Source organism: Prevotella sp. HMSC073D09 (assembly GCF_001814145.1).
Taxonomy (GTDB): domain Bacteria; phylum Bacteroidota; class Bacteroidia; order Bacteroidales; family Bacteroidaceae; genus Prevotella; species Prevotella conceptionensis.
Map to the genome: position 1 here is coordinate 38,530 of NZ_KV815107.1, position 13,091 is coordinate 51,620.

The 13,091-nt window shown below is 49.9% G+C and carries 8 protein-coding genes and 1 pseudogene; 1 reads left to right on the forward strand and 8 read right to left on the reverse strand.

The annotated features are described in order from the left end of the window. Positions 1–259 precede the first annotated feature (259 nt). Positions 260–559, forward strand: a complete 300-nt coding sequence (locus HMPREF2955_RS16265) for a hypothetical protein (protein WP_168166880.1) — start codon at positions 260–262, stop codon at positions 557–559. 782 nt (positions 560–1,341) lie between these two features. Here the strand turns inward: HMPREF2955_RS16265 and HMPREF2955_RS09015 are convergent. The 8 genes and pseudogenes from HMPREF2955_RS09015 to HMPREF2955_RS09050 all read right to left on the reverse strand — a co-directional run bounded on the left by HMPREF2955_RS09015 (position 1,342) and on the right by HMPREF2955_RS09050 (position 12,597). Beyond that, positions 1,342–2,232: an AraC family transcriptional regulator gene (locus HMPREF2955_RS09015; RefSeq protein ID WP_044260386.1), complete on the reverse strand. Its 891-nt coding sequence runs from the start codon at positions 2,230–2,232 to the stop codon at positions 1,342–1,344. A 128-nt stretch (positions 2,233–2,360) separates the two neighbouring features. Then, a complete protein-coding gene (locus tag HMPREF2955_RS09020; protein WP_371326385.1) occupies positions 2,361–3,632 on the reverse strand; it encodes an AGE family epimerase/isomerase in 1,272 nt (423 codons plus the stop codon). Between the two features lie 2 nt (positions 3,633–3,634). Next, the gene (locus HMPREF2955_RS09025; protein WP_070722784.1) at positions 3,635–5,035 is read right to left on the reverse strand and encodes an MFS transporter; all 1,401 of its coding nucleotides are present in this window, start codon (positions 5,033–5,035) and stop codon (positions 3,635–3,637) included. Beyond that, positions 5,032–6,195: a glycoside hydrolase family 130 protein gene (locus tag HMPREF2955_RS09030; RefSeq protein ID WP_070722786.1), complete on the reverse strand. Its 1,164-nt coding sequence runs from the start codon at positions 6,193–6,195 to the stop codon at positions 5,032–5,034. The genes HMPREF2955_RS09025 and HMPREF2955_RS09030 overlap by 4 nt, the downstream gene beginning before the upstream one ends. 170 nt (positions 6,196–6,365) lie before the next feature. Beyond that, complete coding sequence (locus HMPREF2955_RS09035; protein ID WP_070722788.1) at positions 6,366–7,499, reverse strand: glycoside hydrolase family 26 protein; 1,134 nt, start codon at positions 7,497–7,499, stop codon at positions 6,366–6,368. Further along, positions 7,489–9,801 (reverse strand): glycoside hydrolase family 3 N-terminal domain-containing protein, encoded by a 2,313-nt coding sequence (locus tag HMPREF2955_RS09040; RefSeq protein WP_070722790.1) that lies wholly within the window; start codon positions 9,799–9,801, stop codon positions 7,489–7,491. The genes HMPREF2955_RS09035 and HMPREF2955_RS09040 overlap by 11 nt, the downstream gene beginning before the upstream one ends. Positions 9,802–9,807: 6 nt before the next feature. After that, a complete protein-coding gene (locus HMPREF2955_RS09045) occupies positions 9,808–11,088 on the reverse strand; it encodes a glycoside hydrolase 5 family protein (protein WP_070722791.1) in 1,281 nt (426 codons plus the stop codon). A 190-nt stretch (positions 11,089–11,278) separates the two neighbouring features. Next, a pseudogene (locus HMPREF2955_RS09050) lies at positions 11,279–12,597 on the reverse strand (acetylxylan esterase). Between the last annotated feature and the right edge of the window lie 494 nt (positions 12,598–13,091).

The window sequence follows — 13,091 nt, forward strand, 5'->3', positions numbered from 1 at the left end:
CATCATTGCGCCCATCATGTTTAGTCTTATCGCTTATGCCGCCGCAGAGCCGTTGTTCTCATCTCGGAAAGAGGACTTAAAAATGTCCGCAACATTGCGCCCATCACGTTTAGCCTTGTCGCTTATGCCGGCGCATAGCCGTTAGCCTTATCTCCGAAAGCGTGTGTTAGCGGTTTGTTAAAATAGTAAACGTATTTTACAAAACGCGTTCATTGGCCGAACCATTCTAGAAGAAAATAACCGCCAAAATCCATATAAAATGCACCCAAACGAAGAAATTTCAGTGTTTTTTGTGCGCTTATCCCCTCCGTTTTTGGGCATTTACTATGTTTTTGCATTTCTCTTTGAAGAAAAAATCCCCAAAATTTGCATCCGAAACGACAAGAAAATGGTGCCTAATTGCTGGTTGTTGCAACGCATTTTGCCGCAAAACGCATCGCAATATGCACCAAAGCGCAGTGCATTTTGCACCAAAACGCAATGCAATATGCACCAAAACGCAGTGTATTTTGCACCAAAACGCAATGCTATATGTACCAAAATACAAGCTAAAATGTAGCAAAATGTAGCCAAAATCCATAAAAAGCACCATTTTATGCGTTATTTATAGGCATTTTGATTATGTGGAATGAAAAACTGCGTGGTGGCGTTTGGTTGAACACTTCATGTTGTTTTGCCCCCCCCTAATACGTGCTAAAAAGCGTGTTTTTGCGCCTAATTTATCGTAATTATCAATAAGTCAGGTGGTTACAAACTTTTAAAATACGCGCGAAAATCCGACCGATGCCTGGAAATTTTACGGCGAAGGCACTCATAATGTTAAATTTTGGTATAAATGTTTTACGTTCTTATGGTTGTTGTTCCGTGCCATTGCGTGCCTGTGTTGAATTTAATCCTTGTGCCAGTAAAAGAGCACTTGCACGGAAGAGCTTTTGGGATGAAGGATAGTTTGAAAGGGGGGCTTACCTTTCGAAAAAGAAATCCGCAACGCCTATTGGTGGGCATTGCGGATAGAAAAGCCGAGCCGATTTGAAGTTTAGCGGACTAACGGCAATGACGAAACATTCCGATATGAGATAGAGAAACTGAGCTGATTTGGAGTTTAGCGGACTAAGGGCAATGACGGAACATTCTAATATGAGATAGGGAAACCTAGCCGATTTGGAGTTTAGCGGGACAGCAACAAAGGATTGTACATGCAGTACAAGGGCTTATGGCGTTTACCTAGGCTATAAGTCTTGCTCTTCTTTACCTCCAAATCCCCCTGTTTACTATGGGGTTGTCTGTTATTCCAGATCTTCTTGCGTGAGAAAACCAACTTCACAAGGCGTTGTTACCCCCTCACACAATCACCTTAATCTTATGATAATTGTTTCTAAACTCTGTTGGCGAGCATCCTTTCTTTCGCTTGAAGATACGGTTAAAGTTGCTCATGTTGTTATATCCGCACTTAAAGCTTATCTCGACGATGGTCTCGGTGGTGTCTATCAGCATGCGCGCAGCATGTCCCATGCGTATGTCGATGATGTAATCGCTAAGCCTGCGGCCTGTGTGCAGCTTGAAAAAGCGGCAGAATGCGCTCTCGCTCATGTTGGCAAGGTCGGCCAGGGTTTTAAGTCGCAGTTCGTACATGTAGTTATCCGAGATGTATTTCTTTACGCGAAGAACCCGTCTACTGTCGTCTTCGATGTTCACTTTGGCGTAACTGGTGGTGGCTAATGTGCGCGCACCTGTGCTAAGCGACAGCGTGTGCAGTATGTCGAGAAACTGCATTAAGGCCCGAAAGCGGTCGGTTATGCGGCTCATCTCGTCTAGTTTGTCGTACACCTTCATGATGGTGGTCATAGGAAACGCCAATCCCTTTTGCGCCTCTTTCATCATTCGGCGTATGCTTTCGAAGGGTGTCTTGCCGAAAAACTGGTCGGTTTCGGTCATTCCCGCCCCGAAATTAAACTGAATGGTAATCTCGCGGATGTCTTCGCTCTTGCATTCGTGCTGTTCCCAAACGTGTTCTAGTGTGGGACTGGTGATGAGCACGAGGTCGAAATCGCCAATCACTTCACTATTATCGCCCACCGTTCGCCTCACCCCCGCAGCGTTTTCAACGAAGTTTAGCTCGAAAACGTCGTGGTTGTGCACGGGATAGGAGAACTCTTTCTTATGCCTGTCTGCGATGTACAGGGCATCGGTCTCCATCAATGGGGTTATTTCGTGTAGTACGTAAGTGTCCATAATGTAATCGTTCTTAGCCCCAACCAGTCAAGTTGTGGAGAAAAAGCCTCACCCCCAACCCCTCTCCGAGGGGAGAGGGGAGTAGATAGCTTGGCTGCTTTGGTTGTTATTAATGCTATTTTAGAATTTTATTCTTTCTTGCAATTTAGGATATTATTCTTTGCTTGCAATGTCGAAACAAGGCTATTCACTCCCCTCTCCCCTTGGAGAGGGGTTGGGGGTGGGCTTCTTTCCACCACTTCCAAACACATCCTCGCATTATGATAGGGGCATTTCCAAAAGCCGGCCTTATCGTCTACGAGGTTTGGGCGTGCGTTTTCGTCACATCCCCAGAACCATTCGCCTTGTTCGTGGTCTACGATATGTTCGCGAGTATATTGCCAACAGCGGCGGGCGATGTCGAGAGCAGCGGTGTCGCCGAAGTGTTGGTAAAGGTCTATGTGACCAATAACACACTCGCACATCACCCACCACTGGCGTTGGGTGTCCACTTTACCCGTGTCTGTCCATCGTTCGTACACCATCGAGCCATCCGCTTGCAACCCCTCGTCGGCCGCTTTGGCAATGGCCTTGATAGCATGCTCAACCCTTAGTAGCACGTTGGGGTCGTTCAACTCCAACGCGGCCTCGTGTAATAGCCACACCGCCTCGATGTCGTGACCAAAGCTTTGTATGTTGCGACGGCCCTGCCAACGGTCGTCGAAGAAGAGGTCGAGATGGTTTGTCTGCGGATTAAGCAAGTGCGTAAGGAAGATGTCGATAAGATTGGCGATGCGTTCGGCCAACTGTGGCGTGCGCCACACGCGGTAAAGATTGGTGTATGGTTCGAGAATGTGCAGGTGCGTGTTCATCGTTCGCGACCCGTTTTCGTCCTTGTCGCTCAGTCGCATGTCGGCAATGGGCTGCCAGTTGCGCGTTAGTGCCTCCACATAGCCATTGTTCAGGCTGTCGAAGGCGTAGCGTTCGATGCAGTAGCAAAGGTCTTTTGCTTGCTGCAAAGCCACTTCATCGCCCGTGGCTCGTACATATTCGCTCAATCCGTAGATGGCAAAGCCAATGGCGTAGGTTTGCTTTTTGGTGTCGAGCGGACGTCCTTGGGCATCCAAACTCCAAAAAACGCCACCCTCTTGCGGGTCGATAAAGTGGGCAACGAAATAATCTTTAGCCCTAGTTGCAGCCTCCAAATATTCGGGTTTGCCCAAAACGCGGTAGGCCGCAGCAAAGGCCCACAGTATGCGCGCATTGAGCACCGCCCCCTTTTCGGCATCGGGCACGGGGTTGCCGTGCCCATCAATGCGCCCCAGAAAACCGCCACGGCGATGGTCTACCATCTTATTAAGCCAAAAAGGCAAGATGTTTTGGGTGAGTTCGTCGCGCAACTCGTTTTTCAACTTTTCCATAATCATTTCCTTTTTTCTTGTAGCTCGGCGGTTATTTCCTTCATCTTCGTTTCAGAAAGCGGATAGAAATAAATGAACGCCAACGAGAGGAAAGCCCCTGCGGCTGGCAATATCGAGAGGAACATCTTGATGCCTTGAATGGTTTCGGCCGACTGAACGGCGTTGGCTTGGAAACCAAATTGGGCGAGCATCCAACCTGTTACAGCCGTGCCGAAGGCCCAACCGAACTTCTGACTCATTGAAGACGATGAAAAGATAAGCCCTGTTGCGCGGTTGCCTGTCTTCAATTCGCTGTAATCGGCACAGTCGGCGTACATGCTCCACAGCAAAGGGAAGATGCTGCCAGCACAAACACTGATAAGTGCTTGCAAGATAAAGATGAGCGCGAGCTGACTTTTATCGAGCCAAAAGAAACCAATGCTAAGCACCGTTGCCACGGCCATAGCCGCCATAAAGGTGCGCCGCTTGCCAATGCGGTTGCTTATTGGGGCGGCAAGTATTACGCCTACGATGTTGGCAGCCTGCCCAACGGCAAGATAAAGACCGCTAAGCACGAAGGGCAGACCTAGGAAGGAGATGTTGCCCACGGCGGTTTCGTCTACGTAATATTTAAAATAGTAAACCGTTGCGCCGTCGCGAATGGAGTTGAACACAAGCGATGCCACACCCGCACCCAGCAAAATCCACCACGGACGATTGTGCAGCAGGTCGGCCAAGTCGGTTTTAAACGAGTTCTTTTCCTGTTTCACAGGTTGCACACGCTCTTTGGTTAGGGCGAAACAACCAAGGAAAAGCACCACGCACACTATGGCAATAACCACCACGGCCATAAGCCAGCCAAACTGTGGAGCGGTGAGCCAGCCACGCATTGGACCTTTGGGGTCGCCTCCACCGAAAGCGTTTACCAACGGCATAAAGAGCAACAAGGCTACGAACGAGCCAAGATAGGCGAAGGTCATGCGGTAAGTGGCCAGCGTGTTGCGGTGTGCAGGGTCGGGACTCATCACACCTAACAGCGAGGCGTATGGCACATTGATGGCCGAATACACCATCATCATCAGTCCGTAGGTAACGAAGGCGTAGACGATTTTTCCCGTCTCGTCCATCGGTGGGGTAAGAAACGTTAGCACACCGATAGCTCCGAAGGGCACGGCCAGATATAAGAGGTAGGGACGGAAGCGTCCCCAGCGCGACGAAGTACGGTCGGCCACGGCTCCAACGATGGGATCGAAGAACGAATCCCATACGCGAGTGATGGCGAACATGGTACCAACGATGGCGGCAGAGATGCCAAACACGTCGGTGTAGAATATCATCAGATAGGCTCCGAAGAGTTTCCAGAACATCGACGACGACATGTCGCCCAGTCCGTAACCTATCTTTTCGCTAAGCCCTATCTTCATAATGCGCGGTTTTTGGCAATGAGTTTCTTGATGTTTTCAACACTTGCGGCGGTGGTTAGTCCGTCTTGCGGCGTGTGTAAGCAATAGTCTACCAGTCGCTCTATGGTCGAAGTGGCCACATGCATGCGTGTATCCGACGAGGCATAATAGATAAACACGCGCCCATCTTCATCGGCAATCCATCCGTTAGAGAACACAACGTTCATCACGTCGCCCACATATTCGCCACCTTGGGGCACCAAAAGGTAGCCGCCAGGCTGAGCAATCATGCGCGTGGGGTCGTCTAAAGCAGTCATATACATATAGAGAACGTATCGCAATCCGCTAGCGCAGCCCCTCACGCCGTGTGCCAAATGCAACCAGCCTTGTGGCGTTTTGATGGGGTGCGGACCTTCGCCATTCTTCATTTCCATGATGGTATGGTAGTGGCGAGGGTTGATAATGGTCTCTTCGTGCACCTCGGCGTGGGTGATATCGTCGACTAATGCCCAGCCAATTCCACCTCCCGAACCTGTGTCGATAAAGCCATCTTGCGGTCGGGTGTAAAAGGCGTACTTGCCATCGACGAACTCGGGGTGCAGAACAACGTTGCGCTGCTGGCTCCGTGCTTTGAGATCGGGCAGCCGTTCCCACGTTTTCAGGTCGCGGGTGCGTGCTATCCCAGCCGTGGCAGTGGCTGCCGAGAGGTCAGCGGGCTTGCTATCGTCGTGCCTTTCAGCACAAAACACACCGTAGATGTAACCATCTTCGTGGCGAGTTAGGCGCATATCGTAGATGTTTGTTGCGGGATTGTCGGTCTCGGGCATAGTTATCGGCTCGTCCCAAAAGCGGAAATTGTCTACGCCATTAGGACTTTCGGCCACGGCGAAGAAGCTTTTGCGGTCGGCTCCCTCAACACGAACCACCAGCAAATATTTGTCGCCCCACTTCATTGCGCCAGCATTGAGCGTGGCGTTCATCATGATGCGCTGCATCAAGTGGGGGTTGGTGCGTTCGTCTAGGTCGTAACGCCACTCCAAAGGCGTGTGTTCGGCAGTCAATATAGGGTTTGCATAGCGTTCATAAATGCCGTTGCCGATTTCCAATATGTGGTTAGGCGTGGTGAGCAATGCCTCGTGGCGTTGGCGAAGTGCATTGAGTTTAGATTTGAATGTTGACATTTTTGTGAGTTGATGAGTTGGGAAGTTAATGAGTTGATGAGTTTGGGATGTTAATGAGTTGATGAGTTTGGGGAGTTTGTAGGCTTGTGATTTCTTCGTTCTCTTTATCTCCTTTAAAAGCAGAATAAGCCTTCAAACTTATAAACTTAAAAACTCAGAAACTCAGAAACTTATTTCTTACGTTTCTTTGATACCATCCAACACGACTTGTTTGGTGCGCTTTTCAGTTTGCTACGGAAAAGGAACGCGCCCTCCTTATATATCTTTCTGAAATCGTCGGCGCAGGTTTTGTCGGGTGCAGGACCGAAGTTCTCTTCGGCTTTATCCCATGCGTTGCGCCAAAGTAGCACGTAACTGGGGGCAAATCCCTTGATGGCGGGCACCAAGGTAGAGCTATACCATTGTGCATCGGGCGTGTTTCGGTAGCCAGCCTCTGTTAAAGCGTACAGCTTGTTGTGGCTTTTGGCATACTCAGACATGATGCGCATCTCGTTTTGGCATTGCTCAATGAAGACCGCACTGCCGTTATACTGATACAAATCCACGCCAAGCACATCCACATAGCTATCTCCAGGGTAGAAGAGAAAATAGTGTTCGGGCGTGTCGTTGGCTTGTGCATTGGGCGAATAGCTCCAAACAAGGTTGCGTAAGCCTGCTTGTGCCATAGCGTCGAACGTGAGACGGAACAGCGCCTTGTATTGTTCGGGCGTGCATTGTTTGCTTCCCCACCAAAACCAAGCACCGCTCATCTCGTGCCACGGACGGAAAATAACAGGCACGACACGACCTTTCTCGTCTTTAAGCGATGCCATGAAGTCGGCCATACGTTTGTGCCAAAGTTGCATTTTACCTGCTTCCTTACCGCCAGGCAAAACTGCCGTAACGGCATCTCCCTCTGTATTCCATGCGTCTTTTCCTGTAACGGGGTTGTAGGGATGCCAACTGATGGTCACGATACCGCCTTGTTGATGGTGGGCGATAATCTGTTGGCGCATCTTATCAAAGGGAACACCATCCAGATTTTTGTCGTTTCCTAGTTCCAGTCCGCCCAATTCGCAACCAAGAACTGCAGGATAATCGCCACAAACGTCGTTAACGTCGCTTCGTCCAAACTCCCATTTCCACGTCGTTCCATAGAAAAGAGCGTCTTGATGACCAAACATTACGCCACGCTTTTGTAGCGTTTGAAGTCGTTCGATGAGGCCTTGTGCAGGCGATTTACACAATATCTTTTTCGCATTTGCATTCATTGCGAGCATTGCTATTGCCATAGCGAGGATTATTTTTTTCATATCATTGAACATTGAAAGTGGCTTTTTGCAGGTCTTCGTCGCGGCTACTTCCGCCCACCAACACTTCAAACGCGCCAGGTTCTACAACCGATTTCATGTTCAAGTCGTAGAAAGCGAGCTTGTCGGGCGTGATGCTGAACTCGATGGTTTTCTTTTCTCCCGCCTTCAGCGCTACCCGACGGAAGTCTTTCAGCTCTTTTACGGGTCGGGCCACAGATGCCACAACGTCGTTAATATATAGCTGACAAATTTCAACGCCATCGCGTTGGCCCGTGTTTTCAATCGTTACTCGGGCTGTAATTGGCGTTTTCCCATCGTTGGGAATGCTGGCCTGACTAAGCTGTAAGGCGGTGTAACGGAAGGTGGTGTAACTTAAACCGTAGCCGAAGGAATATAGTGGTGTGTTGTCGGTACACACTGCAGGATGGAAGAAAGCTGAACGCTTATGGTTGTACCAAGTGGATATTTGGCCCGCATGTCGTGGCATGGTCATGGCCAATTTGGCTGATGGGTTCACCTTGCCGTATAGTATTTCGGCAATGGCTTGTCCGCCATACTGCCCTGGTTCCCATGCATTGACGATGGCAGGAACATGTTCGGCGGCGTAACGAACACTGAGCGGACGGCCACTGATGATAATAACGACCGTGGGTTTGCCCGTTTCGTTCAGTCGGCTTATCAGCTGTTCTTGCAGTCCAACAAGGTCTAGGTTATCGCGATCGGTATCTTCGCCCGACGTGCGCTCGTTCCAACGGAACCGCATCATATATTCTCCACAACACACGATGTTGAGGTCGCAATCCTTAGCTGCTTGCACAGCGGCATCCACTTGAGCTTGCGACATGTTGCGCGGGTCCCATCCTTGGTCTACAAAACAAAACTCGGTGGTGGGCGAAACACTTCTTAATCCGCGCAAAACAGTCCACACTTGCTCTTCGGGTTGTGGCTCGCTCCAATCGCCCATAATGTTTTGGTCGTTGGCATTGATACCTGTTACCAGCACCTTTTTATACTTTTGCGCATCGAGAGGCAACAAGTTGTTGGCGTTTTTCAGCAAAACGATGCTGTTGCGCGATGCTTCCAGGGCCGTGCGCTTGTGTTCGGGATCGTTGATAACGCGGTCGCGCGTCTTCACATCACTGTAAGGATGCTCGAAAAGACCCATCCTGAACTTCACGGTCAGTATTCGGCGCACGCTTTCGTCTATCCTACTTTCGGGTATTCTGCCCTCGCGCACCAGCTCAACCACGGCCTTTTGCCACTCCGGACCATGCATGTGCATATCCATTCCGGCCATAATGCTTTGGTAAAAGGCCTCTTTATTGTTGGCGGCAGTACGATGTTGGTCAACGCAATGCTCAATATCCATCCAGTCGCTCACAACAAATCCCTTGAATCCCCATTGCTTTCGCAACACGTCGTTCATCAACCAGCTGTTGGTGTGGCAAGGAATGCCGTTCAATTCGTTGTGCGACATCATCACGTTCCAATCTCCGCCCTGCTGAATGGCAGCCTTAAAGGGCGGGAAAAACACTTCGCGCAGGGTGCGTTCGGATACGTCGCAGGGCGCGCCGTTTGTTCCATTGATGGCATAAGAGCCGCCCACAAAGTGCTTAACGCAACCCAACACGTCTTGTGCATTGTCTAAATTGCGCTGATAACCCTTGTTGGTGGCCACGCCCATCAGCGTAACCAGATACGGGTCTTCGCCAAATGTCTCGCCACAACGTCCCCAACGCCCATCACGAGCCACCTCCACATTGGGGTTAAAGTTCCAATGCATGTTCATGGCACGCATCTCTTCGGCCGTTTGTCGAGCGATTTTATAGGCCATATCCACATCAAACGATGAGGCCAAACCGATGTTTGTGGGATAAACGGTGTTGCCCTTGCACTTGGCATTGCCGTGAATGGCATCGATACCAATGAGCAAAGGTATCTGCAAACGGCTCTGCATGTTGAGCCTTTGCAGGCGATTGGCCTCTTCAAGCGTGAGCACATGCAAGAACGACGACACCCATCCGCGGCGCGTCCACTCTTCCATGTCGTGCACCGTTACGCCCGGATAGAACGCGTTGGCCGTGTTGGTGGCCAGCTCTTCGGCAGTCATGGCGGCAGAGTTTTCCTTAAAATGCTCGATACCTACAAGCTGGTTCATCTGCCCAACCTTCTCTTCGAGGGTCATACGAGCCAAAAGGTCGTCCACGCGTTGTGCTACACTGGCCTTGGGATTTTTGTATAGGGGTTGCTCTTTCTTTGCCGACATGGCGTGAAGTGTTGTTGCCGCAAGGGCTAGGGTTAGTATTCGTTTCATCTTCTTTCAGTGTTTGGGCAGATTGGCGATGCCCGTCTTTATCACGTTAACGGTAGACGTGTCTGACGAGAACACCGAGTTTAGCCCCTGTGCTTCCTGTGCAGGGTCGCCCGTATAGTCGTCGCCAGGCTCCCATTGCTCGTGTTTGGGCTGCGCCTGACCACCCCAACCCCAGAAGTTACAGCCTGCAAAGTATCCGCCCTTGGCTGCATCGGCCGCCAAAAGCGAGAACACGTAGCCGTAATAGGCGTCGCGGGCAGTGGTGGGCGACTGCTTTGAGAAGGCGAAACCATCGCGCGGATAACCAAACTCTTCCATAACTAGGGGTTTGTTTATCTTGGCGCAGATGGCCAAATGACGGTCTATATACTCTTTGGTATTGTCTTTGGCGCGTTGCAGGTTTTGCGATAGCGAGTCTTTTTTGGCCCAACTCCAGTTGTAAGGCCAAATATGTATGTTGCAATAGTCAACGTTTGGGTCGGCGCAGATGCGTTGCCACGAGTCGTAATCGGCCTCGCAACCGAACGCACCTTCAGAGCCTACGCTCACCAAATGTCGTTTGTCGATGCTCTTCATCATAGCCGCGGCCTTGGCCAACCATGCCTCGAACTGCGGCAATACGGCCTTATCGAAGGCGCGCGGCTCGTTGCCAATCTGCCACGACATGATGGCGGGATCGTCTGCATAGCGTTTCTTGGTGTAGCGGTTGGTGCGTTTGAGAATAAAACAGAGGTGATTGAAGAACAGCTGTTGCGCCAATTTGTTGGTCGAGAACTGCGAAGCGTACTTAATGTAGGCCGAATAACCCACCTCGTTAGGCTGCAATGCCTTGCCCGCTCCTGCGTGTTCGAGGTAGAAACCATAACCTCCGCTCCACTCCCAAGAGTTATTTAGATAGAGCACAGCCACCATTCCGCGACGTTGAAGCTGCATCATCAGATAGTCAAGACCATCTAATATGGCGTCGTTATACACACTGGGTGATGGTTGAAGCACAGGCGACACCTTCCATTTAATGCCTTCTTCGCCATCGCTACCCACGAGAATGCGCAGGTTGGTTATGCCCAACCGTTTCATTTCGTCTAGTTCGCGGTTCAGCCTTTTTCGGTCTCCGCCCTTCCCTTTCGAACCAAGGATGGCGCCATACCAATAGTTTGCCCCGATAAAAGTATAGGGTTTGCCGTCGCGATAAAGTCTTCCGTTCTTCACCGTAACAAATGATTGTGCCTTAACGGCTGTGGCACAAACCAGAAGTAGTGCCATCATGTAGTATCGTATTTTATTCATTTCGTTTTGTTTCTTTGTTTAGACAGAAATATTTGCTTGACTTCTTTTGACAGAAACACAGGCTGTTTTGACAGAAATACAGGTTTTTTTGACAGAAGAACATAAGGACATATTGTGGCGAATATACGTATGCTTCAGCTCGACTTTCATTTGTCCATCATGACATTTCTCACAAAACTCACAGGGGATATTACTCCCCTCTCCCCTTGGAGAGGGGCTGGGGGTGGGCTTTTTTAACTGTTTGCGCAGCCACTCTCGCCATTCTTCCCATTGTTCTTGAAACCAGAAGTGGCCCGTGGCGGGATATAGTTTCAGACTTCGTAGTCCCTGAGTAACGTTATAGGCAGCGTATGCGCTGTTAGGCGGTACTACCTCGTCGTTATATCCAAACGAAAACCAGCAGGGAATAGTCAGTCGGCGGGCGAAATTCACACCATCGTAATAGCCACTTGTGGCCACTTTCTTAGCGTCGGGCTGCTTTTGGCCATAGAAATAATGTGGCCATCCACAGGCTTTTCCGTGAAGAGAGGCGGTGAGGTCGCACATTGCGGGATGCACCACGCCCACAAATGTAACGGCAGGATGTAGTGCACCGCACACCAACGACAGCATTCCGCCTTGGCTAGCACCAGTTACGCCTAGTTCTCGACCGTTCCATTCGGGCAGTTGGGTGAGATAATCCACCGCCCTTAGTGCGCCGATGAAGATGCGTTTATAAGCCATTTGGTCGCGATTGTCGAGGTTTGTCTCCCAATACCTGTTCAATGCGCCGTGCAGCAGGTCGTCGTACACCTGCTGCGGCATCGTTACAGGTATGCCATGCACACCTATTTCGAGGGTAATCGCCCCGATATTAGCTTGTTCTATGTCGCCTTGGTAGGGTCTGACACCCGCTCCCGGAACGCGAAGTAACGCAGGACGCTTGTCCTCGTAGGCAGTGGGTATGCAGAGAATGCCGTAAATTCGGTTGCCAGGATTAAGTCCGTTAAAGCTCACTTCGTAAACTTGCACGCGCTCGGTACAGCGTTCGGGCAGCAGTCGGCGATGGGCTTCGAGCGGGTAATAACTTGCTTTCTCATAGGCATCTGCCCAAAACTGGTCGAAGTCGGCAGGGCAATTGTCGGTGGGTTGCAGCGTTTCGGGGGCGTAACCCACGGTGCAAAGGCCCTCGTAAGTTTTCTCGCCCACGTGCGCCCACACTTTAAGGCGATAGAAACCAGCCGTTTTCATCGTACCCTTCCACGTCGTTGTGCCGTCTTTTAGCACCACGCCGCTGCGTTTAATATCGGCATACATCACGGGGCCAGCCTCGATATCCACCTTTGCTTGCGGCAACGGACAGCCGTTCTTTAATACTGCCACGTTGAAAACGGCCTCTTCGCCCAGCCGATAATTCCAATTGGCGTGGTTGGGTTGCACCTGCACAACAATTTCGTTGCCGCGTATTTGCGCCACAACAGCAAGACTTACCAATAAGAGAAGCTCCAAAACGAGCGTTATTCTTTTCATTTTTGCAATTAATAAACGTTTAAGTGTAGGTTCTACTGACGATGCAAAGATAGAACTTAATTGCTTAACTTTCATACACTATCTTGATAAATATCAATACTTTGTTTGCGAAAGCTGATAAAGGGGAAAGATGGCTGCGCCTTTTAAAGGTGAAAGGGTGAAAAGGTGAAAAAATGGCTAATGCCACCTAGGCATTTGGCTTAACTCCTTAACTCCCTAACTCCTTAACTCCTTGATTAATATTTCTATAAATTGAGAGGAGTGTAGGGCAAGTCAACTCACTGGCTTATAAACTCACGAAAGTCTAACAACTCCCGAAGAATTAACTCACAAATTCACAAACTCCCCAGCTCAAAAACTCATCCACTCAAAAACTCATCCACTCAAAAACACCCCGACTCAAAAACTCAAAAGCTCATCAACTTAAAACTTAAATCGTTATATTTTGTTTTACAAAACGGTTCTAATTTTCGCTCCGTTCTAGCGAAAATATA

What these genes read in the sequence shown, in the direction of transcription:
- HMPREF2955_RS16265 (WP_168166880.1), top strand. Translation starts at nt 260, where the DNA reads ATGCACCCAAACGAAGAAATTTCAGTGTTTTTTGTGCGCTTATCCCCT.
- HMPREF2955_RS09015 (WP_044260386.1), bottom strand. Translation starts at nt 2,232, where the DNA reads ATGGACACTTACGTACTACACGAAATAACCCCATTGATGGAGACCGAT.
- HMPREF2955_RS09020 (WP_371326385.1), bottom strand. Translation starts at nt 3,632, where the DNA reads ATGGAAAAGTTGAAAAACGAGTTGCGCGACGAACTCACCCAAAACATC.
- HMPREF2955_RS09025 (WP_070722784.1), bottom strand. Translation starts at nt 5,035, where the DNA reads ATGAAGATAGGGCTTAGCGAAAAGATAGGTTACGGACTGGGCGACATG.
- HMPREF2955_RS09030 (WP_070722786.1), bottom strand. Translation starts at nt 6,195, where the DNA reads ATGTCAACATTCAAATCTAAACTCAATGCACTTCGCCAACGCCACGAG.
- HMPREF2955_RS09035 (WP_070722788.1), bottom strand. Translation starts at nt 7,499, where the DNA reads ATGTTCAATGATATGAAAAAAATAATCCTCGCTATGGCAATAGCAATG.
- HMPREF2955_RS09040 (WP_070722790.1), bottom strand. Translation starts at nt 9,801, where the DNA reads ATGAAACGAATACTAACCCTAGCCCTTGCGGCAACAACACTTCACGCC.
- HMPREF2955_RS09045 (WP_070722791.1), bottom strand. Translation starts at nt 11,088, where the DNA reads ATGAATAAAATACGATACTACATGATGGCACTACTTCTGGTTTGTGCC.